The organism is Micromonospora sp. DT229, from assembly GCF_049844505.1.
Taxonomy (GTDB): domain Bacteria; phylum Actinomycetota; class Actinomycetes; order Mycobacteriales; family Micromonosporaceae; genus Micromonospora.
The window spans coordinates 311,789-332,118 of record NZ_JBNCLD010000008.1 but is presented as its reverse complement, the minus strand read 5'-3'; the positions used below and the strand labels follow the sequence as shown (position 1 = coordinate 332,118).

The window sequence follows — 20,330 nt, the reverse complement described above, 5'->3', positions numbered from 1 at the left end:
CAGCCGTGGAGGGAGCTGAGATCCCCGGAAACAAGGCGTGCCGGCCACGGCACCCCCCGTGGCCGGCACGCCGGTCGGCGGGCGCCTCAGCCTCCGATCGCGATGGCGAAGATGTGCATGGTCGGCACGTTGGCCGCCGGCCGGGCGCTGATGTTGGGCAGTTCCACCCGGCTCACCGGCTTGTTCTGCAACCCCACCCCGACGTAGTAGACGCAGGCGGACACGTTGTGCCGCTGGTTGCCGGGGCGGTTCTGGTACGCCATCACGATGGCGGCGGAGCCACCGGCGTGCGGTCCGCCGTACCAGTCCGGGGTGCTCAGGGTGAAGCTCTGCCGGGTCCCGTCGGCGTAGACCACCGTGGCGGTGCCGGACACCGCACCGTAGGTGCCGGTGGCGAGGATCCCGAGGGTACGCCCCGTGCCGGTCACGCTTATCGACTGGCCGGAGGCGACCGCGTTGTCCGACCCGCCGGGGGCCACGGCGGGCCAGCGGAAGTTCACCCCGTTGCGGCTCACCGTGCTGCCCGGGGTGACCCCGGCCTGGGCCAGGGCCTGGGCGGAGAGGCTGGCGCCGTTGCCGTCGAAATTGGCCACCCCGGTGTTGGTGTCGTTGCTGGTGCCGGCATTGGTGAAGCTCTGCTCCAGCGTCGGTGCGGTGGGCGTACCTACCGAGCCGGTGGCCCGGTAGGTACGCCCACCCTGCACGGTGACCTCGATCAGGTCGGGCTCGATGCCTGTGGTCCGGGGCGAGGTGCCGTCGGCGGTGTCGACCAGGGTGTAGGTGCCGGTGAACATCCGGGCCCGCAGGCGTACGGTGCCGGGCCGGTCCGGCCGGAGGAGGATCTCGGTGGCCTGGCCGTTGCTCCAGGTGAGGCCGACGGTGTGGCCACCGCGTCCACGCAGGCCGCTGATGGATCCGGTGGGCCAGGCGGCCGGTAGGGCGGGCAGCAGGTGCAGTTCACCGGCGTGGCTGTGCAGCAGCATCTCGGCGATGCCGGCGGTGGCACCGAAGTTGCCGTCGATCTGGAACGGCGGGTGCAGGTCGAACATGTTCGGCGCCAGCCGGGCCGGGGTGGCCAGGTAGCGGATGAGGTCGTGCGCCCGGTTGCCCTCCTCCAGGCGGGCCCAAAAATTGATCTTCCAGGCCAGGGACCAGCCGGTGCCGTCGTCGCCGCGGATCTCCAGGGTGCGTCGGGCGGCCTGGAACAGTTGGGGGGTGCCGCGCCGGGTGATCTGGTTGCTGGGGGCCAGGCCGTAGAGGTGGGAGACGTGCCGGTGGTTGCGTTCGGTCTCCACCCAGTCGTAGAGCCACTCCATGATGTTGCCGCGCGAGCCGATCCGGGTCGGGGCCAGCCGGTCGCGGGTGGCCCGGACCTGGGCCCGGAAGGTGGCGTCGGTGTTGAGGAGCTCGCTGGCCCGGGCGCAGCCGTCGAAGAGGTCCCGCAGGATCTGGTTGTCCATGGTCGGGCCGGCGCAGACGCTGGCGTCGGCATGGTGGCCGATCTCGGGTGAGTTGGAGGGGTTGGTGACCAGGTAGCCGAGGGTGGGTTCGGTGACCAGGGTGTCGAGGAAGAACTGGGCGGCACCCTTCATGGCGGGGTAGTTGGCGCGCAGGAAGTCCAGGTCCCCGGTGAACAGGTAGTGGTCCCAGATCATCGTGGCCAGCCACGCCCCGCCGGTCTGCCACATCCCCCAGAAGGCGCCGTCGACCACGGAGGCGCCCCGCCAGGCGTCGGTGTTGTGGTGGGTGACCCAACCCCCGGCGCCGTACTGCACCTGGGCGGTACGCGCCCCGCTGACCGTCAGGTCCTGGATCATCGAGAACACCGGCTGGTAGCACTCGGACAGGTTTGTGGTGTCCGCCGGCCAGTAGTTCATCGGCAGGTTCGCGTTGATCGTGTACTTCGAGTCCCAGGCCGGGGTCAACGAGTCGTTCCAGATGCCCTGGAGATTCGCCGGTTGGGTGCCCGGCCGCGAGGAGGAGATCAGCAGGTACCGCCCGAACTGGAACAGCAGGGCCGAGAACTGCGGGTCGTTGACGGTGTTGTGCTGGGCGATCCGTACGTCCGTCGGCTGGTCGGCCGCCGAGGTACGCCCCAGGTCGAGACTCACCCGACCGAACAGCGCCTGGTAGTCGGCCACATGCCGGGCGCGCAACTGGTCGTAGCTGCTGGCCCGGGCCGCGGTAAGGTGCCGCCGCGCGATGCCCTGGTAGTCACCGCCGACGTTGCGGAAGTTGACATAGCTGGAGCCGATCGAGATCAGCAGGGTCACGCTGGTGGCGCCGGTGACCCGCAGGGTCCCGCCGGTACTGCTCACCGTGCCGCCGTTGACGGTGGCGTGGGCCAGGGCCAGGAACCGGACCGCCCCGTTGACCCCCTCCTGGTTGCCGGAGACGCCGTCCAGACCGATGGTGGCCCCGTCCGGGCTGGACACGGTGGTCCGCTGCGGGCTGTCGAAGGTGGCCGTGAAGGTGATCGAGGCGGACCGGTCGGCGCTCAGCCGCATCGCGATGATCTGATCCGGCGCGCTGGCGAAGACCTCCCGCTGGTAGCGCACCCCGTTCATCAGATAGGTGACGGAGGTGGTCGCGGTGGTGAGGTCCAACTGCCGGTGGTACTGGGAGGTGCCGGTGGCACCGGGGAAGGCCAGTCGGAGGTTGCCGACGGTCTGATAGGCCAGCTGCCCTACCGGGTTGCCGAGCATGGTCTGGTTGATCAGATTCTGGGCCTGGGACCACTGGTTGGCGAAGACCAGTCTGCGGATCTCCGCGAGCGAGCCGGCGCCCCTGGGGTTGCTGGAGTCGTGAGGTCCGCCCGCCCAGACGGTGTCCTCGTTGAGTTGCAGGCGTTCGGTGTCGCTGTTGCCGAACACCATGGCCCCCAGTCGGCCGTTGCCGATCGGTAGGGCCCGCAGCCAGTCGGTGCCGGCCCCCCGGTCGTACCAGAGGGCCAGGTCGCCGGCCGCCAGCACCTGCGGGGGCGCCACCGAGCCGGCCCGGGCGGTGGCGGTGGCGGGCAACGGCAACAGGGCACCGCCGGCGCCCGCCGCGCCGATCTTCAGGGCCTGCCGTCGGGTCAGATCTGACATCGATCCTCCAAAGGGGTGACCGACCCCGGCCACCCGAAGCGCGGAAACGTGAAGTGCACCTGCTGGATCAGCCGGTGGACGCCAATCCCGGCCGCGACGCGTCAGGTAGCCGATAGCCTGCGACACAGGCAGACATCTGATGTGTTTCCGAAATGTTACTCCCGGCGCCATCGATAGGCAATGGTCGATGCAACGACATTCGGTCGACCTGATCCGGAGGAAGATGCTGCTTGAGCAGCTCGCAGGGCAGGGTCAGGCCCGCCTCGGCGCTCATAGGGGTCGACTGCCAGCGGGCCGCTTACATCAGATGTTCCCTAGAGGGCGGCCTTTCAGTGTCGGTCGCCCGGTCGGCCACGACGAGGATCCAGAGGGATCCTGTCCACATTGGCCAACCGGGCCAGCGCCGCGGCGCGGAGCACGGCGGGCTCCTCGACGGCCAACCGACGGGCGTGCTCGGCGATCAGATCCGGTATCCGGTAGCGGGTGCCGCACTCGACGACCAGTCGACGCTCGCACAGGTCGGCCAGGGTGCGTCGGGCGTGCACCGGGGTCAGGTTGCCCAACGCCGCCGCCGCGCACACGTCGAAGTCCGGCCCGGGGTGCAGACCCAGATACCGGAACAGTCGCCGTCGACTGGCGGGCAGGGCCCGGTAGGTCGACTCGAAGGCGACAGCCGCGCAGGGCTGTTCCCCGGCCGCACCGACGGGCTGACGCCGCACCCGATCAAGCTCGATGAACGCGGCGACCGTACCGTTCGACGTGCGTCCCGCGTACCCCACCCGGCCTGGCAGCCGCATGAAACCCCCTCCTACCAGCGAAGTCCCGACAATTGCCTCCGACTTCGACGGTGGGCCGTCGCAGGCGACGAAGGTGTCACACTCCTGATGCCGAAAGATAAAATGTTATCGATAACAAGGCAAGAGCCAATGACATCGTCGCTGGTCAGCGGGCCAGCCAGCCCCCATCGACCGGGATCACCGCGCCGTGCAGGTAGGCCGCCGCGTCGGAGGCCAGGAAGACCGTGATCCCGGCCAGGTCCTCGGGACGGCCCCAGCGGCCGGCCGGAATCCGCTCCAGGATCGCCCGGTTGCGCTCCGGCTGCTCACGCAGCGCCTGGGTGTTGTCCGTACTGATGTAGCCCGGGGCGATGGCGTTGACATTGACCCCGTGCCGCGCCCACTCGTTGGCCAGGGCCCGGGTCAGACCGGCGATCCCGGACTTGGCCGCGGCGTAGCCGGGGACGGTGACACCCCCTTGGAAGCTCAGCATCGAGGCGGTGAAGATGATCTTGCCGGTGCCGCGCGCGATCATGCGCCGACCGACCTCCCGGGCGAGCACGAACGGGGCGTTGAGGTCGACCTCCAGCACGTGGTCCCAGTCGGTGTCGGCGTGCTCGGCGGCGGGTGCCCGGCGGATCGTGCCGGCGTTGTTGACCAGGATGTCCACCGGCCGGTCCCGCTGCCCGAGCCACTGCGCCAGCGCCCGCACGGCGTCCCGATCGGACAGGTCCGCCCGGTACGGCAGGAAGGCCCGGCCGTACGCCTCCACCCGCCGGGCGACCTCGCTGCCGGTCTCCTCCAACGCGGCGCTCACCCCGATCACGTCGGCACCGGCCGCGGCCAGGGCCTCCGCCATCGCCAGCCCGATGCCGCGCCGACAGCCGGTCACCACCGCCAACCGGCCGCTGAGGTCGAACATGGTCACCTGTCTCCTCCACAGTCGATGAGCACCTTGACGTCACCACCGGCGGCCAGCGCCTCGAAGGCCTGCGCCACCTCGGTCAGCGGCACGATCCGGGAGATCAGCCGATCGACGGGCACCTGGGCACCGTGCACCAGCCGGACCGCCTCGACGTAGTCGGCGTGCTCGTAGACCCGTACGCCGATCAGCTCCAGCTCCCGCCAGAAGATCCGGTGCAGGTCCACCTCCCGGGGGGTGGGGTGGATCGCCACCACGACCAGCCGACCGCGTACGGCCAGCAGTTCCGTGGCGGTGCGGACACCGGCGGCCGAGCCGGACACCTCGTACACCACCTCGGCGCCGGCTCCCCCGGTGATCTCGTGCAGGTACCCGACCACATCGACCGTGCCGGGATCCACCGTGCTCAGGCCGATCTCGGCGGCGAGTTCGCGGCGTCGCGGGTCGAGTTCGAGCACGGTCACCTCGGCACCGGTGGCCCGCGCCACCGTGGCGATCAGCAGCCCGACCGGGCCGGCACCGATGACCACGGCGTGTTCCCCGGCGACCAGCCGGGAGCGCCGTACGTCGTGCACGGCCACCGCGGTCGGCTCCACCAGGGCGGCGTGGGTCAGCGACAGCCCTTCCGGCAGCGGCACCAGGAGCCGGGCCGGCACAGTCCAGGACTGCTGCATGGCCCCCGGGGAGTCGATGCCGACGAAGGTCAGCCGGTGACAGATGTGGGTGTGCCCGGCCCGGCAGGCCGGGCACAGGCCACACCAGTCCAGCGGCATGACCGTCACCGGATCACCCACCCGGTGCCCCTCGACCCCCGCGCCCACCTCGGCGATCCGGCCCGACATCTCGTGCCCGATCACCGCCGGTACGCGGACCCGCTGGTCCATGGCCCCGTGGGCGATGTGCAGGTCGGTGCCGCAGATGCCGGTGTAGGCGACCTCGATCCGGACCTGTCCCGCACCGGGGGGCACCAGTTCGGTCTCCTCGACGACGAAGGTCTGCTCACCGATGTAGTACGCGCTGCGGTTCACGCTGCCTCCTCGGTCAGGTGCCGCTGGTCGGGGATGCTGAGGGGAGGCCGTCCGGCTGCCATGGACCACGACCACGACAAACGTCCGACGTCTCTATAGTGGTGGGGCCGATCGCCGGCGGCGGATCCGCGCCGGGGGTGCCCGGCGGGCCGGTGGCGAAGGGGGCGTGGATGGCACTGACCGACGACGCGATCGCGAAGATCCGCAGCATGATCCAGAGCGGTGAGTTGCCGCCGGGGACGCGGCTGCCACCGGAGCCACAACTGGCCGCCCAGATGGGGTTGTCCCGCAGCGGGGTCCGCGAGGCGGTCAAGGTGCTGGAATCGGCCCGGGTGCTCGACGTCCGACGGGGCGACGGCACCTACGTCACCAGCCTCGCCCCCCGGCTGCTGCTGGAAGGGCTGGGCCTGGCGGTGGAACTGCTGCGCGACGACACCCTGCTGGAGGTGATGGAGGTCCGGCGGATGCTGGAGCCGGTGGCCACCGGCCTGGCGGCGTTGCGGATGACCGACACCCGACTCGACGAGCTGGCCCAGATCCTGCAGGACATGCGGGCGGCGGCGGACGACGCCGAGAAGCTGATCCAGTTCGACACCGCCTTCCACCACACCGTCATCGCGACCACCGGCAACGAGACCCTGACCTCCCTGCTGGACGGGCTCTCCAGCCGGACCCTGCGGGCCCGGGTGTGGCGAGGGCTGATCGAGGGCAACGCGGCCCACAAGACCATCGACGAGCACCAGGCCATCTACCTGGCGCTGCGCTCGCGGGATCAACTGCTCGCCCAGGCCAGCGCGTTGATCCATGTGAACACCTCCGAGGCCTGGCTGCGTACGGTGCTGGCGGCCAAGCCGACCAGGTCCTAGCGGCCCGGTCACGCGGGGCGGGCCGGGGCGGCGAGCTCCCGCCGGCCGGCCAGGTCATAGGTACGCAGGGCCGTGCCGGCGAAGACCTCGTAGCGCTGCCGGTCGGTCAGCGGAGGCAGGGCCGCCTGAAGCGCCCGCAGCACCCCCGGATAGTCCGATCTGAGCAGGCACACCGGCCAGTCCGAGCCAAACATCAGACGTTGCGGGCCGAACTGTGCGACCGCCACCTCGACGAAGGGCCGCAGGTCCGCCGGGGACCAGTCCGGTGCCGCCTCGGTCACCAGACCGGACAGCTTGGCGGTCACGTTCGGGTGGGCGGCCAGGTCGGCGAAGGGGGTACGCCATCGGCGCAGCCCGGCCGCCCCCTCGTCGATGCGGGGCTTGCCCAGATGGTCCAGGACGAAGCGGAGTTCCGGCAGGGCCCGCGCCGCCCGGACGGCCGACGGCAGCTGATCGGCCCGGATCACCAGATCGAACGCCAGCCCGGCGGCGGCGATCTCGGCCAACCCTCGGCGTACCTCCGGTCGGTCCAGATAGTCGGGGTCGGTCTCCCCCTGCACCTGCGAGCGGAGCCCGACCAGCAACTCCCCGCCGCGCAGCCGGCGGTAACCGGCGATGGTCTCGCCGACCCGACCGCACGCCACATCGAGCCAGGCCACCACTCCCAGGATCGGGGCGGTGTCGGCGGCGTAGCCGAGGAACTCGGCCGCCTCGTCGGGATGGCACCGCCCGCCCTCGACCAGCACGGTGCCCTGCACCCCGGCGGCGGTCAGCTCGGCGATCAGGTCCTGCGGGGTGAACGGCCGCCGGATGACCGCCAGCCCCGGCTCGTCCAGCCAGGTGTAGCCGCGATCCGGACGCCACAGGTGATGGTGCGAGTCGATGATCACGCCGGTGCTCCCGCCATGGTCGGGGCGGCCCATTCCGGGCCGTCGGGATAGCGGTAGTCGGCCAGCGCGGCGGGTACGAGTTGGGCACTCATCCCGGGGGCGGTGGGGGCCAGGTAGCGTCCGCCGCGGATCCGTACCGGATCGACGAAGTGTTCGTGCAGGTGGTCGACGTACTCGATGGCCCGGTCCTGGGTGCTGCCGCTGAGCGCGACGAAGTCGAACATGGCCAGGTGCTGCACCAGTTCGCACAGGCCCACACCCCCGGCGTGCGGGCAGACCGGCACCCCGAACTTGGCGGCCAGCAGCAGGATCGCCAGGTTCTCGTTGACCCCGGCCACCCGGCAGGCGTCGATCTGCACCACGTCGACCGCCTGGGCCTGGAGCAACTGCTTGAACATCACCGCGTTGTGCATGTGCTCGCCGGTGGCCACCTTGACCGGCGCCAGGGCCGCGCGGACGGCGGCGTGGCCCAGCACGTCGTCCGGGGAGGTCGGCTCCTCGATCCAGTACGGATCGAATGCGGCCAGTTCCCGCATCCACCCGATCGCCTCGGGCACCCCCCAGACCTGGTTGGCGTCGACCGCGATGCGGACCTGCGGCCCGACCGCCCGCCGGGCGATACCCATCCGGCGTACGTCGTCGGCCAGGTTGCCGCCGACCTTCAGCTTGATCAGCCGGTACCCCGCCTCGACGGCCTCCCGGCACAGTCGGGCCAGCTTCTCGTCGTCGTAGCCCAACCAGCCCGGGGTGGTGGTGTAGGCCGGGTAGCCCTCGGCCCGCAGGATTCCCTCCCGCTCGGCCCGACCCCCGGCGGCGGCCCGCAGCAGCGCCAGCGCCTCCTGTTCGTCCAGGGCGTCCCGCAGGTAGCGGAAGTCCACCTGGGCCACCAACTGTTCCGGGCTCAGGTCGGCCAGCAGCTTCCACAGCGGCTTGCCGGCCCGTCGGGCGGCCAGATCCCACACCGCGTTGATCAGGCCCCCGGCGGCCATGTGCACCACCCCCTTCTCCGGGCCCAGCCAGCGGATCTGGCTGTCCCCGACGAGTCGGCGGGCCAGCGCGCCGGGGTCGGCGAGGAGTTCGTCGACCGGTTGACCGACCACCATGGCGGCCAGTGACTGCACCGCGGTCACCTGGATCTCGGTGCCCCGGCCCACGGTGAAGACCAGGCCGTGCCCCTGCGCCCCGGCGGTGGTACGCAGCAGCACGTAGGCCGCAGAGTAGTCCGGGAAGGGGTTCATCGCGTCTGAGCCGTCCCGGTGGCGGGAGGTGGGGAACCGCACGTCGACGGCCTCGACGGACGAGATGAGTTCAGTCACCGCTGCTCCTGTCGGGATCGGAGGGCCGACCTGCCTGCTTGGGGGTGCGCCGGGTCATGTCTGGGCTTTGCCGGCGGTGATCCGGGAGACCACCAGGGCCACCAGGATGACCGTGCCGTTGAGGAAGTTGGTCCACTGCGCGGGCACCCCGGCCAGGGTCAACACGTTGATGATCATGAACAGGAGCAGGACTCCGGTGAAGGCGCCGAACACCGTGCCCTTGCCACCGTTGAGGCTGACCCCACCGATGACCGCGGCGGCGAACACCTGGAAGATGGCGCCGCTGCCCTGTGCGGCGGGTACGGCGGCCAGCCGACCGCTCATCAGCAACCCGGCCAGGGCGGCGAGCATGCTGGCGACGATCAGGGCGATCCACAGCACCCGGTCGGTACGGATGCCGGCGGCTCGGGCGGCGTCGACATTGCCGCCGATGGCGTAGAGCGCCCGACCGGCCCGGGTGTAGCCCAGCACACCGATGCCGAGGCCGAACAGCAGCAGCGACAGCCAGATCGAGGCGGGGACCCCCAGCCAGCTGGTCGAGCCGAGATAGGTCATCGACTCCGGCAGGGCGAAGAAGGTCTGACCGCCGGAGATGCCGGTCAGCAGTCCCCGCAGCACGATGAGCATGCCCAGGGTGACGATGAACCCGTTGAGCCCGAACCGGACGATGAGCAGCCCGTTGAAGGCGCCGACGAGGACACCGACGGCCAACACCGCCGGGACCGCCCAGGCCGAGGGCAGGAGGTCGAGTCCCAGGCCACGGGTCAGGGCCGGGTCGATGATCAGCCAGGCGGCGATGCCGGGGGCCAGCCCGAAGGTGGATTCCAGGGACAGGTCCATCTTCCCGGTGATCAGCACGATGGTCTGGGCCAGGACCACGATGGCGATCTCCGACATGCTCTGCAGCACGTTGATGATGTTGTCGGAGCTGAGGAAGACCGGGTTGACGATGAACCCGACGATGGCCACCGCGATGATCGCCGGCACCAGGGCCAGATCCCGCAGCCGGGCGATGGCCAGGCTGCGCGGGGGCGGTGAGGTGGCCGATGGCGTGGCGGCCGGGGACGCGGCGGTGGACAGCCTCTCAGGCATGGTGGAGATCCACCCCTTCCATGGCGGCTACCAGATCGTTGTCGCGAAAGCCCGGCGCCATCTCGCGGACGACCCGCCCCTGGACCATCACCAGCACCCGGTCACAGATCCGCAGGTCGTCCACCTCGTCGGAGACGACCAGCACGGCCGTACCGCGCTGCCGTACCTGCTCTACGACGTCGAGCAGGGTCTGCTTGGCGCGTACGTCCACCCCGGCGGTCGGGGTGATGAGCACCAGCAGCTTCGGGTCGCTGGCCAGCGCCCGGCCGAGCACCACCTTCTGCTGGTTGCCGCCGGACAGTTCGGCGACCGGCGCCCGAGGGCCGGTGGCCTTGATGGCCAGGTCGGCGATGGTCTGCCGGGCCAGGGTGTCCCGGCGGGTCGGGGAGATCAGGCCCCACCGTCCCAGCCGGTGCGGCACGGTCATGGTGACGTTCTCCCCGATGGACAGCAGAGGCACCAGGCCCTCCCGGTGCCGGTCCTGCGGAACCAGACCGATCCCGGCGGCCAGGGCGTCGGGCACGCTGCCGGGGCGCAGCCGCCGGCCGTCCAGGGTGACCGTCCCGGCCGTCGGGCGGGCCAGGCCGACGATCGCCTCGGCCGCCTCGACCTTGCCGCTGCCTCCGCCACCGGCAATGCCGAGGACCTCACCGGCTCGCGCCGCAAGGGAGACCTCGGCGCCGGAGGTGGTGACCAGGTCCCGTACCGACAACACCACCGGCTGTTCGACGGCCGGCGGGCGGTGGGCGGCCTCGGGCATGGTCACCTCCTCCCCCGTCATGGCCGCCACCAGCGCCGGGCGGCTCAGCTGCGCCACCGGGGCGGTCAGGATGTGCCGGGCGTCGCGGAAGACGGTCACCTGGTCGCAGATCTCGTAGATCTCCTGGAGGTGGTGACTGATGAACAGGAAGGTCACCCCTTGGGCGCGCAGGTCGCGGAGCCGGGTGAACAACCGTTCGATGCCCGCGCCGTCGAGTTGGGCGGTCGGCTCGTCGAGGATGATGAACCGGGCCCCGAAGGACAGCGCCCGGGCGATCTCCACGAACTGCCGCTGTTCGACGGTCAGGGTCGAGGCGGGTTGGCGTACGTCCACCTCGACCGACCATTGCGCGAGCAGCTCCCGGGCCTGTCGGCGCAGGGCGCCCCAGCGGATCAGTCGGCCCGGGTGCCGGTTGAGGAACAGGTTCTCCGCCACCGTCAGGGTCGGAATGATCGTCGACTTCTGGTAGACGCAGGCCACCTGCCGTCGCCACCGGTCCCGGTCACCCAAGGGTGGCGCCGGTACCCCGTCGAAGCTCACCTGACCGGCGTCGGCGGCCAGCAGGCCGGTGAGGATGCCGACCAGTGTGGACTTGCCGGCGCCGTTGCGCCCGACCAGGGCGTGGGTCTCCCCCCGCCGGACCACGATGCCGGCCTCGGACAGGGCCAGGGTGGAGCCGAACCGTCTGGTGATGCCCACCGCCTCGACGACGGGCCGGTCGCCGTCGACCGGCCCGTCGGTCGGGGTCTGCCGGTCGGCGCTCATGCGTTGTTGCCCCACAGGGCGGGGTCGTCGAACCGGGTGGTGGGCTCGCCCGCGATCGGCGCACCGTCCAGGGTCACCAGTGGCGCGGGGAGCTGGTCCTCCAGCAGGCCGTCACGCACCTGGATGATGGTGCTGCCGTGTTCGGTGGGGCCGGGCTGGAAGGTCCTGCCCTCGATCGCCGCCTTGACGTACTCCAGCCCGTACCTGGCGTACAGGTCGGCCGGCTGGCTGACGGTGGCGTCGATCAGCCCTTCGCCGATGTTCTTCAACTCCTGCGGGATGCCGTCGTTGGAGACCACGAAGACGTGCCGGGGGTCGTCCGGCGGCACCTGGAGTCCGCGCTGCTTGAGGATCTGCAGGGTGCCGGAGAGGGCGAACGACGACTGCATGTAGATGCCCTTGATGTCCGGGTCGGAGGCGAACCGGGTCTGCAACTTCGAGGCCGCCACCTCCGCCTTCCAGTCGGTGGCCTCCCCGAAGACGGTGATGTCGGGGAAGTCCCGCCGCATGCACTCGCTGAACGCCTCGGTGCGGTCCCGACCGTTGATCGAGTCCAGGCCGCCCTGGAGCATGACGACCTTGCCCTGGCCGCCGAGCTTGGTGCCGAGGAACTGGCAGGCCTTCGTGCCGTACGCCCGGTTGTCTGCGCGGACCACCATGAACACGTTGCCGGTGTCCGGCCGGGTGTCGATGGTGACCACCGGGATCTCTTTGTCGTCCAGTTGGGTCAGGGTGGGCGCGATCGCGGCGGTGTCCTGCGGGGCCATCACCACCCCCTTGACCCCCTGGCTTATGAAGGTCTGGGTGTTGGAGATCAGGTTGGCGATGTCGTTCTGCGAGTTTGTGGTCTTCAGCTCTACGCCCAACTCCTGCGCGAACTGGGGCACGTATCCGATGTAGGAGTTCCAGAAGTCGGTGTCGGAACGCGGGTAGTCCACTCCGACCAGCAGTTCGCCGCCGCCCGAGCCGGACCCGCCGTTCGGGTCGTTGCCGCAGCCGGCGGCCATGGTGGCCGAGGCGGTGAGCAGCACGGCCAGCCCCACTCTCAGCAGAGCCCTACGGTTCATTGCCGTTCCTCCGGATCGGGAGTCATCGACGCCGGTCGCGCACCTGCGGTGCCGGCGACGTGGGGGCAGTGAGGATCGCGACCAAGACATCAGACGTTATGCGTTTCCGACAGGTAACGTCAACGCCCTATTCCGGGTGGGATGCGCAGATAAGCCCGCCACGACAATGCGTGGCGGGCTTAGATAGATCTGATGACTACACGGCGGGTCGGCGCACTCGACGCGGCTCACCGGCCAGGTGAGATGTTGGCGGTCACAATCGGTCATCGATCGACGGCTGTTTTCCCACCGGGAGACGTCCTGCGAACGCTAACATCGATGGTCTCTGATCACCAGCCTGACGGGGTCCCGGGCCGACCGGCGCGTCGGTGGGCCGCCTCCCACACGGCAGCTACCCGAAACGGGGCGGCTTCGGCCTTTCCCACCTGGCAGGGTGAGGGGCATGAGTCGCCACATCCAAGTCACCTTCGACGCCCATGACCCGAAAGGACTGTCGTCGTTCTGGCGGGAGGTGCTGGGCTACGTGCATCCCGGTCCGCCCGGGGTCGACCTGCCCGAGGGCGCCGACCCGCTGGACGCCTGGGACGACTTCCTCGCTGAACTGGGGGTGCCGCCGGAGCAACGCAACACCCGATCGGCCATCGAGGACCCGGACGGATCGGGACCCCGGCTGTTCTTCCAGCAGGTGCCCGAGGACAAGGTCACCAAGAACCGTGTTCACCTAGACGTGCGGGTCGCGCCCGACCTGCAGGGCGAGGAACGGATGGCCGCGCTGGAGGCCGAATGCGACCGGCTGCTGGCGCTGGGCGCCAACCGGCTACGCCGGGTCGAACCCGCCCCGCCCTTCGAGGCCGGCTTCATCGTGATGGCCGACCCGGAGGGCAACGAGTTCTGCCTGGACTGATCGGCCCGCCCGACCTCGCCGGCCGCGCGGCCCCGAGGTCGGGCGGCGACCGCCTACCCCCCGAGGCAGTCGCGCACTGCGGCGCTGAGCAGGTTGGCCCGCTCGTCCTCACCATCGCCCATCTGGTTGACCACGTAGGCGAAGCCGACCTGGTGGGTGTCGTCGCCGAAGGCCAGGTGCCCGCCGGCGCCGTCGTGGCCGAAGCTGCGCTCGCCGAGCATCGGCCGGGGCGGCGAGTGCAGGAGGAACCCGGTGCCCCAGCGGTGTCCGGCGTCGGGGTAGCCGTACACCTGCTGACCGGCGGCGCGGACGGTGATCGCGTCATCGATGGAGGCGGTGGTGAGCAGCCGGGGCCCGCCCATCTCCCCGACGCAGGCGGCGTAGAGGCGGGCCAGGCTCTCGGCCGTGCTGACCGCCCCCGCCCCGGGGATCTGCGCCGCCTGGATGGCCGGGTCGTTGAAGCTCACCCGGCCCTCGGGGTCGGCGGGGAAGGCGAAGGCCCCGCCCATGGTGACGGCCCGATCGGAGACCGGGTCGGTCGCCGGGCCGGGTTCCCCGGGCGGTGCCAGCATCCAGGCGACCGTGTCGCGTTCGGTGGCCGGCAGCCCGATCCAGGTACGCAGACCGAGCGGCTCGGCGAGGGTCCGGGCGAACCAGGTGCCCGGCAGCTCACCGGTGATCCGGCGGATCACCTCGCCGATCAGCCAGCCGAAGGTGATCGGGTGATAGCTGTGCGCGGTGCCCGGCTTCCACAGGGGGGCCTGGGCCTCGATGGCCTGGATCACCGGCTCCCAGGCGAGGACCTCCTCGCGGGTGAAGGGCTTGTCCAGCGCCGGCAGGCCGGACTGGTGGGTCAGCAGCCACCGGACCGGGATCTCCGCCTTGCCGTTCTGGCCGAACTCCGGCCAGTAGCGGGTGACCGGCGCCGCCAGGTCCAGCCGGCCCTGCTGGACCAGCAGGTAGGTGCAGATCGCCATGATCCCCTTGGTGCAGGAGAAGACCACGGTCGGGGTCTGGGCGGTCCACGGGCGACCGGAGCGGGGGTCGGCCGTCCCCCCGTACAGGTCGACGACCTTGCGACCGCGCAGGTAGACCGCGACCGCGGCGCCCACTTCCCGGCGCTGGGCGAAGTTGTCACGGAACACGTCGGCGACCGGACCGAAGCCGTCGTCGACATGGCCGTGGATCTGGGTGTCGGTCAAGCCGCTGTCCCTTCAGTGAGCCTTGCTGAACTGTAGGTGGAAGATCAGCACCACGGTCGATCCGGGTTCGTGCCCACTGTCCCTGAAGAAGGGTCCAGGGCACCAGAGGTCCGGTGACCGGTCGGGTGGCGCGACGCATCATGATGGACGGCGGCGGTGCCCGACCGACCCGCCGCGATCGGAGGACTGATGGGCCGCGACCGAGCAACCCTGGCCGATGTCGCGAAGCGGGCGGGCTTGTCCAAGACCGCCGCGTCGATGGTGCTCAACGGGCGCGAGGGCGCTCGGCTGTCCGCCCAGGCGCACCAGCGGGTCTTCGCGGCGGCCGAGGAACTCGGTTACCGCCCCAATGTGGCGGCGCGTAGTCTGCGGACCCGCAAGACGGCCACCATCGCGTTCGTCTCCGACATCGTGGCCACCACCCGCTTCGCCGGTGATCTGATCCGTGGCGCTCTGGACGCGGCCCGGGAACGCGACCATGTCCTGCTCATCGCCGAGACCCAGGGTGACGCGGCCTTCGAGCGGTACGCCATCGAGACCATCCTGGACCGTCAGGTCGACGGGGTCATCTACGCGGCCATGGCCACCCGCCGGTTGTCCGTGCCGCCGGCCATCCTCAGCGGCCCGGTGGTGCTGCTCAACGCGACGAGCGCGGCGGAGCTACCCGGGGTGCTGCCGGACGACGAGGGGGCCGGGGTCACCGTCGCCGAGACCCTGATCGGATACGGCCACCGGGACCGGATCGCGTTGATCGGCCGCAACCGGCAGAAGGAACGCGATCCGGAGATCTCGCTGGCCGCCGAGGCCCGCCTGCGCGGCATCCGGGCCACCCTGGCCGCCGCCGGGGTCGCCTTGCAGGTGGAGGGCTTCTGCCCCGACTGGCTGCCCGAGCACGGTCACACCGCCACTCGCGCCCTGCTGGCCCGACCCGACCGGCCGACCGCGATCATCTGCATGAACGACCGGCTGGCCTTCGGGGCGTACCAGGCCCTGGGTGAGGCGGGACTGAGCATCCCGGAGGAGATCTCGGTGATCTCCTTCGACGACGATCCCACCGCCTCCTGGCTGCGTCCCGGGCTGTCCACGGCCGCCCTGCCGCACGAGCAGATGGGGCGACGGGCGGTGGAACTGTTGCTCGACGGCCAGGCCCCGAGGCAGGCCCGGGTGCCGATGCCGCTGCGGCGGCGTCGCTCGGTGGCCCCACCGCCCAGGTGACCGTACGGGGGATCGGGTGGCCGGCGCTGCCACCCGATCCCGTAGCGGGCCGGGTTCAGGAGCCGGTGGCGGCGAGGCTGGCCTCGGCGGCGGAGCCCTGCGCCGGGGTGCCCACCCGCGTGCTGGGGCTGCCCGGGGCCAGTCGGACCCGCACCTCGGAGTCGACCGCGATGCCCAGGGCCAGGAACTCGTTGCGGGTCAGGGTCGCCGTCACCGGCTGACCCCCGGCTGTGGTGAGGTCGACCCGGATCTCGAAGCCGATCCGGGTGATCCGGGTGACCCGGGCGGTCACCCCGGTGCCGCCGTCGGTGGACAGTTGCAGGTCGTGCGGGCGGACCAGCTCCTCGCCGAGCTGGGTGACCGGGCCGAGGAAGCGCATGACGAACTCGTTGGCGGGGCGGTCGTACAGGTCGTCCGGTGAGCCGATCTGCTCCACCCGCCCCTCGTTGATCACCACGATCTCGTCGGCCACCTCCAGGGCCTCCTCCTGGTCGTGGGTGACGAAGACGGTGGTGACGTGCACCTCGTCGTGCAGCCGGCGCAGCCAGTCCCGCAACTCCTTGCGTACCTTGGCGTCCAGGGCCCCGAACGGCTCGTCCAGCAGCAGCACGGTGGGCTCGACGGCCAGCGCCCGGGCCAACGCCATCCGCTGACGCTGCCCGCCGGAGAGCTGCGCGGGCAGCCGCTCGGCGAACTGTCCCAGGTGGACCAGGGCGAGCAGTTCGTCGACCCGGCGCCGGATCTCGTCCTTGGGCCGTTTGCGGATCTCCAGACCGAAGGCCACATTGCGGCGTACGGTCAGATGCTTGAAGGCGGCGTAGTGCTGGAACACGAAGCCGACGTTGCGCTTCTGCGGCGGCAGACCGGTGGCGTCCACCCCCTCGATCTCCACCTTGCCGGTGTCGGCGCGCTCCAGGCCGGCGATGATGCGCAGCAGGGTGGACTTGCCGCCGCCGGAGGGACCGAGCAGGGCGGTGAGGCGGCCGGAGGGGATGCTCACCGACACGTCGTCCAGGGCGACGAAGTCGCCGAAACGCTTGCCGACGTTGACGATCTCGATGCTCAACGGTCTTCCTTCGGCCTGAGGACGGACACGACGATGATGCAGGCGACAGCGACGAGGGCCAGCAGGAACGCGGTCGCGTACGAGCCGCCCTTGTCGAAGTTCAGGTACTTCTCCTCGACGACGAGGGTGGCCGTGCGGGTCTCGCCGAGCACGTTGCCGGAGACGACCTTGACCGCGCCGAACTCACCCAGGGAACGGGCCAGGCTGAGCACGACGCCGTAGATCACGCCCCACTTGATCGCCGGCAGGGTGATCCGGCGGAAGGTCTGCACGGCGTTGGCGCCGAGGCTGCGGGCGGCCTGCTCCTGCTCGTCGCCGATCTCCTGAAGGACCGGTACGACCTCCCGGATGACCAGCGGCAGGGCCACGAACACGGTGGCCAGCACCATGCCCGGGGTGGCGAAGATGATCTGGAAGCCGGCCGCTTCGAGGGTAGGGCCGAACCAGCCCTCCCGACCGCCGTAGACCAGCACCAGGGCCAGACCGACGACGATGGGCGAGACCGAGAGCGGCATGTCGAGCAGGGCGTTCAGCGTCCGCTTGCCGGGGAAGTCGTAGCGGACCAGCAGGATCGAGATGCCGACGCCGAACACAGTGTTGATCACGACGGCGGTCACCGCGATGACCACGGTCAGCCGCAGCGCGTGGGTGACGTCCGGGTCGGTGAGGATGTCGTTGAGGCTGGTGAAGCCGTCGGCGAGGGCGTTGCGGCCGACCAGGTACAACGGCCAGGCCACCAGGAGGAACAGGTACGCGGTGACCACCGCGCGCAGCACGTACCGGCCGGGACGGCGACCGACCGGGGTACGGGTGATCGAGTGTTCAGCCACGGCGAACCACCCTCCGCTGGATGACGTCGAGCACGACGATGACGGCCAACGAGATGGCCAGCAGCACCACCGCGACCGCCGCCGCGCTGTCGATGTTGTCGTTCTCGATGCTGCTGAGGATGCGTACGGAGGCCACCTCGGTACGCATCGGCAGGTTGCCGGTGAGCAGGACCAGTGAGCCGTACTCGCCGACCGCGCGGGCGAACGACAGGGCCGCGCCCGCCGCGATGGCCGGGGTGAGACTAGGCAGCACGATGCGCCGGAAGGTGGTGTACCGGCTGGCCCCCAACGACGCGGCGGCCTCCTCCACCTCCGGGTCGAGTTCGGCCAGCACCGGCTGCACGGTCCGCACGATGAACGGCAGGGTGACGAAGAGGAAGGCCAGGAAGACCGCGATCCGGGTGTTGGCGATGTTGACCCCGAGCGGGCTGTTCGGCCCGTACAGCGACAGCAGCACCAGGCCGGCGACGATCGTCGGCAACGCGAACGGCACGTCGATGAGGATCTCCAGCGCCCGCTTGCCGAAGAACCTGTCCCGGACCAGCACCCAGGCGATCAGGGTGCCCATCACGATGTTGACCAGGGTGACCAGCAGGGCGGTGCCCACGGTCAGCCGGATGGTGGCGGCGGTCTGCTCGTTGGTCACCGACCGCCAGAAGCCGGCCCAGCCGCCCTCGGCGGCGGTCACCGCGACGGCGGCCAGCGGAATCAGCACGAGCAGGCTGAACCACACCATGGCCACGCCGAGGCCCAGCCCGGACACCCGGGTCAGCGGCAGGCCGCTCCGGACCGACCGGCGGGGGGCCGCCGGTCGGTCCGGAGCGAGGGTTGCCGAGGTCACTTCGCCTTCCCGGAGGCCGCGATGACCTTGGTGATGATGCCCTCGTTCTCGTCGAAGAACTTCTTGGACAGTGCCGACCAGCTCTCGAAGTCCGCGTCGACGGTGAGCAGCTTCTGCGGCGCCGGGAACGGGTTGGCCGGGTCGAGCGCGCCCTCGATGCCGCTGGTGTCGACGCCGTCGATGATCGGGCGGAAGCCGGTCAGGGCGAACTGCCGCTGCCCCTGCGGGCCGAGCACGAAGTCCAGCCACTCCTTCGCCTTCGGGTCGGCCTCCTTGAGGACGGCGCCCGGGTTCTGGATCAGGATGGTGGTGGGAGGCAGGATCCAGTCGAGATCCTCGCCGTTCTGCCGGGCCAGGATCGTCTCGTTCTCGTAGGCCAGCAGCACGTCACCGGTGCCACCGAGGAAGGTGGTGGTGGCGTCCCGGCCGCTGCCCGGCAGCGACACCACGTTGGCGAACAGCTTGGTGAGGAACTCCTGCGCCTGGGCGTCGGTACCACCGTTGGCGGCGATGTGACCCCAGGCGGCGAGGGCGTTCCAGCGGGCGGCGCCGGAGGAGGCCGGGTTGGGCGTGACGATGCTGATGCCGGGCTTGATCAGGTCGTCCCAGCCCTGGATGTTCTTGGGGTTGCCCTTGCGTACGGCCAGGACCACGACCGACGAGGACACGATGCCCTTGTTCGGGCCGTCGTCCCAGCTCTCCTCGACCAGACCGGCGTCGACCAGGCGGGTCACGTCACTGCTGACGGAGAAGTGCACGTAGTCGGCCTTGAGGCCGGAGACCACCGCCCGGCTCTGGTCACCGGAGGCGCCGTAGGAGGACTTGAAGCGGACCCCCTTGCCGGCCTCGGTCTTGTTCCACTCCGCCGCGATGGCCTTGTTGGCCGCCTCGGGTACCGCGAAACCGACGATGTTCAAGGTGCTGGAGTCACTCGCCGAGGTGCCGCCGCCGCAGCCCGACAGGGCCAGGCCGGTGACCATGGCGAGAGCGATGGCCGTTCTGATCCGGAGCCTCATCGCAGTCGTGTCCTCCTCCAGTGCGTATCGCACTATATAAATCCGACCGATTAAATAGGGAATTTGCCCGCTTCGAGCTGCCAGCAAGAATCACCATGGGGTCGCAGCCACGGGCCACCGCCCCGACCGCGCACCGAATATCCCACTAACTCGACAGGTTTTCAAGCCTTGGTCGACCGGGTCCGGCACGCCCGTGAGTCGGTCACCCGACACCTCGCCGGTCGCCCGCCGAACCCTCGGCCGGGGCCAGCAGGTCGGCGAGGGTAGCCCGGTCGACCACCCCCTCGATGGCCCGGTGCACCGACAGCCACACCTGGCCCAACCCTGCCGCCACCCCGTGATACGTCGCCACCTCGGCCGGAGCACCCCGCACAGTGGTCAACGGCCCGCCGGTGGCCCGCAACACGTCACCGACGGTGATCTCCGCCGGCGGCCGGGTCAGGGCGTAACCCCCGTCGGAGCCACGCGCGCTGTGCAGCAGGCCGGCCCGCCGCAGATCCAGCAGGATGCCCTGGAGGAAGGAATACGGGATGTCCTGGCTGGCCGCGAGCACGGCCGCGGTCACCAACTCCGGATGCCGATGCGCCATCGCCAGCATGGCCCGCACGGCGTAGTCCGATCGTGCCGACACGTACACGCCGGAACCCCCGTTATCCCATATACTCCATCAGACATGTAGGAATAC

General features: G+C 70.4%; 18 protein-coding genes. 3 read left to right on the top strand and 15 right to left on the bottom strand.

Features of this window, described 5'->3' with window-relative positions; translation table 11 throughout:
* Nucleotides 1-86 precede the first annotated feature (86 nt).
* From ACLQ2T_RS15975 to ACLQ2T_RS15960, 4 genes are all read right to left on the bottom strand, one after another.
* Entirely contained in the window at nucleotides 87-3,089 is a 3,003-nt protein-coding gene (locus tag ACLQ2T_RS15975) for a glycoside hydrolase family 95 protein (RefSeq protein WP_425766941.1), read from the bottom strand.
* 329 nt (nucleotides 3,090-3,418) lie between these two features.
* On the bottom strand, nucleotides 3,419-3,886 hold the full coding sequence (locus ACLQ2T_RS15970) for a hypothetical protein (RefSeq protein WP_425766940.1): 468 nt from the start codon (nucleotides 3,884-3,886) through the stop codon (nucleotides 3,419-3,421).
* 145 nt (nucleotides 3,887-4,031) lie between these two features.
* Nucleotides 4,032-4,787: an SDR family oxidoreductase gene (locus ACLQ2T_RS15965; protein WP_425766984.1), complete on the bottom strand. Its 756-nt coding sequence runs from the start codon at nucleotides 4,785-4,787 to the stop codon at nucleotides 4,032-4,034.
* A gap of 2 nt (nucleotides 4,788-4,789) precedes the next feature.
* Nucleotides 4,790-5,815, bottom strand: a complete 1,026-nt coding sequence (locus ACLQ2T_RS15960; RefSeq protein WP_425766939.1) for a zinc-dependent alcohol dehydrogenase — start codon at nucleotides 5,813-5,815, stop codon at nucleotides 4,790-4,792.
* 170 nt (nucleotides 5,816-5,985) lie between these two features.
* Here ACLQ2T_RS15960 and ACLQ2T_RS15955 point away from each other — a divergent pair, with 170 nt between their 5' ends.
* On the top strand, nucleotides 5,986-6,681 hold the full coding sequence (locus ACLQ2T_RS15955; protein WP_425766937.1) for a FadR/GntR family transcriptional regulator: 696 nt from the start codon (nucleotides 5,986-5,988) through the stop codon (nucleotides 6,679-6,681).
* An 8-nt stretch (nucleotides 6,682-6,689) separates the two neighbouring features.
* Here ACLQ2T_RS15955 and ACLQ2T_RS15950 read toward each other — a convergent pair whose 3' ends face one another.
* Genes ACLQ2T_RS15950 through ACLQ2T_RS15930 form a run of 5 tightly spaced genes read right to left on the bottom strand, consistent with a single transcriptional unit; the run spans nucleotide 6,690 to nucleotide 12,571 of the window.
* The gene (locus ACLQ2T_RS15950; protein ID WP_425766935.1) at nucleotides 6,690-7,571 is read right to left on the bottom strand and encodes an amidohydrolase family protein; all 882 of its coding nucleotides are present in this window, start codon (nucleotides 7,569-7,571) and stop codon (nucleotides 6,690-6,692) included.
* Nucleotides 7,568-8,887: an enolase C-terminal domain-like protein gene (locus tag ACLQ2T_RS15945; RefSeq protein ID WP_425766933.1), complete on the bottom strand. Its 1,320-nt coding sequence runs from the start codon at nucleotides 8,885-8,887 to the stop codon at nucleotides 7,568-7,570. Before ACLQ2T_RS15945 ends, ACLQ2T_RS15950 begins: the two co-directional genes overlap by 4 nt.
* 54 nt (nucleotides 8,888-8,941) lie before the next feature.
* Nucleotides 8,942-9,979 carry an ABC transporter permease gene (locus tag ACLQ2T_RS15940; RefSeq protein WP_425766931.1) on the bottom strand — a complete coding sequence of 346 codons (1,038 nt, stop codon included), beginning with the start codon at nucleotides 9,977-9,979 and terminating at the stop codon, nucleotides 8,942-8,944.
* Nucleotides 9,972-11,504 carry a sugar ABC transporter ATP-binding protein gene (locus ACLQ2T_RS15935; protein WP_425766930.1) on the bottom strand — a complete coding sequence of 511 codons (1,533 nt, stop codon included), beginning with the start codon at nucleotides 11,502-11,504 and terminating at the stop codon, nucleotides 9,972-9,974. The genes ACLQ2T_RS15940 and ACLQ2T_RS15935 overlap by 8 nt, the downstream gene beginning before the upstream one ends.
* Entirely contained in the window at nucleotides 11,501-12,571 is a 1,071-nt protein-coding gene (locus ACLQ2T_RS15930; RefSeq protein ID WP_425766928.1) for a sugar ABC transporter substrate-binding protein, read from the bottom strand. The genes ACLQ2T_RS15935 and ACLQ2T_RS15930 overlap by 4 nt, the downstream gene beginning before the upstream one ends.
* A gap of 442 nt (nucleotides 12,572-13,013) precedes the next feature.
* On the opposite strand from ACLQ2T_RS15930, the gene ACLQ2T_RS15925 reads away from it, so the two are divergent.
* A complete protein-coding gene (locus ACLQ2T_RS15925; protein ID WP_425766927.1) occupies nucleotides 13,014-13,475 on the top strand; it encodes a VOC family protein in 462 nt (153 codons plus the stop codon).
* A gap of 53 nt (nucleotides 13,476-13,528) precedes the next feature.
* Here the strand turns inward: ACLQ2T_RS15925 and ACLQ2T_RS15920 are convergent, their stop codons facing one another.
* Nucleotides 13,529-14,677, bottom strand: a complete 1,149-nt coding sequence (locus ACLQ2T_RS15920; protein WP_425766926.1) for a serine hydrolase domain-containing protein — start codon at nucleotides 14,675-14,677, stop codon at nucleotides 13,529-13,531.
* A gap of 156 nt (nucleotides 14,678-14,833) precedes the next feature.
* On the opposite strand from ACLQ2T_RS15920, the gene ACLQ2T_RS15915 reads away from it, so the two are divergent.
* On the top strand, nucleotides 14,834-15,892 hold the full coding sequence (locus ACLQ2T_RS15915) for a LacI family DNA-binding transcriptional regulator (protein ID WP_425766925.1): 1,059 nt from the start codon (nucleotides 14,834-14,836) through the stop codon (nucleotides 15,890-15,892).
* Nucleotides 15,893-15,947: 55 nt separating this feature from the next.
* On the opposite strand, the gene ACLQ2T_RS15910 is transcribed toward ACLQ2T_RS15915, so the two are convergent.
* The 5 genes from ACLQ2T_RS15910 to ACLQ2T_RS15890 all read right to left on the bottom strand — a co-directional run bounded on the left by ACLQ2T_RS15910 (nucleotide 15,948) and on the right by ACLQ2T_RS15890 (nucleotide 20,282).
* Nucleotides 15,948-16,958 (bottom strand): sulfate/molybdate ABC transporter ATP-binding protein, encoded by a 1,011-nt coding sequence (locus ACLQ2T_RS15910; protein WP_425766924.1) that lies wholly within the window; start codon nucleotides 16,956-16,958, stop codon nucleotides 15,948-15,950.
* Nucleotides 16,955-17,788: a sulfate ABC transporter permease gene (locus ACLQ2T_RS15905; protein WP_425766922.1), complete on the bottom strand. Its 834-nt coding sequence runs from the start codon at nucleotides 17,786-17,788 to the stop codon at nucleotides 16,955-16,957. Before ACLQ2T_RS15905 ends, ACLQ2T_RS15910 begins: the two co-directional genes overlap by 4 nt.
* Nucleotides 17,781-18,629, bottom strand: a complete 849-nt coding sequence (gene cysT, locus ACLQ2T_RS15900) for a sulfate ABC transporter permease subunit CysT (protein ID WP_425766920.1) — start codon at nucleotides 18,627-18,629, stop codon at nucleotides 17,781-17,783. The genes ACLQ2T_RS15905 and cysT overlap by 8 nt, the downstream gene beginning before the upstream one ends.
* On the bottom strand, nucleotides 18,626-19,645 hold the full coding sequence (locus ACLQ2T_RS15895; RefSeq protein ID WP_425766919.1) for a sulfate ABC transporter substrate-binding protein: 1,020 nt from the start codon (nucleotides 19,643-19,645) through the stop codon (nucleotides 18,626-18,628). The genes cysT and ACLQ2T_RS15895 overlap by 4 nt, the downstream gene beginning before the upstream one ends.
* Before the next feature lie 202 nt (nucleotides 19,646-19,847).
* The gene (locus ACLQ2T_RS15890) at nucleotides 19,848-20,282 is read right to left on the bottom strand and encodes an RrF2 family transcriptional regulator (RefSeq protein ID WP_425766918.1); all 435 of its coding nucleotides are present in this window, start codon (nucleotides 20,280-20,282) and stop codon (nucleotides 19,848-19,850) included.
* Nucleotides 20,283-20,330 lie beyond the last annotated feature (48 nt).

Coding starts and splice junctions, on each gene's coding strand:
- ACLQ2T_RS15940 (WP_425766931.1), bottom strand. CDS start 9,979: ATGCCTGAGAGGCTGTCCACCGCCGCGTCCCCGGCCGCCACGCCATCG.
- ACLQ2T_RS15970 (WP_425766940.1), bottom strand. CDS start 3,886: ATGCGGCTGCCAGGCCGGGTGGGGTACGCGGGACGCACGTCGAACGGT.
- ACLQ2T_RS15895 (WP_425766919.1), bottom strand. CDS start 19,645: ATGAGGCTCCGGATCAGAACGGCCATCGCTCTCGCCATGGTCACCGGC.
- ACLQ2T_RS15975 (WP_425766941.1), bottom strand. CDS start 3,089: ATGTCAGATCTGACCCGACGGCAGGCCCTGAAGATCGGCGCGGCGGGC.
- ACLQ2T_RS15925 (WP_425766927.1), top strand. CDS start 13,014: ATGAGTCGCCACATCCAAGTCACCTTCGACGCCCATGACCCGAAAGGA.
- ACLQ2T_RS15965 (WP_425766984.1), bottom strand. CDS start 4,787: ATGTTCGACCTCAGCGGCCGGTTGGCGGTGGTGACCGGCTGTCGGCGC.
- ACLQ2T_RS15935 (WP_425766930.1), bottom strand. CDS start 11,504: ATGAGCGCCGACCGGCAGACCCCGACCGACGGGCCGGTCGACGGCGAC.
- ACLQ2T_RS15955 (WP_425766937.1), top strand. CDS start 5,986: ATGGCACTGACCGACGACGCGATCGCGAAGATCCGCAGCATGATCCAG.
- ACLQ2T_RS15930 (WP_425766928.1), bottom strand. CDS start 12,571: ATGAACCGTAGGGCTCTGCTGAGAGTGGGGCTGGCCGTGCTGCTCACC.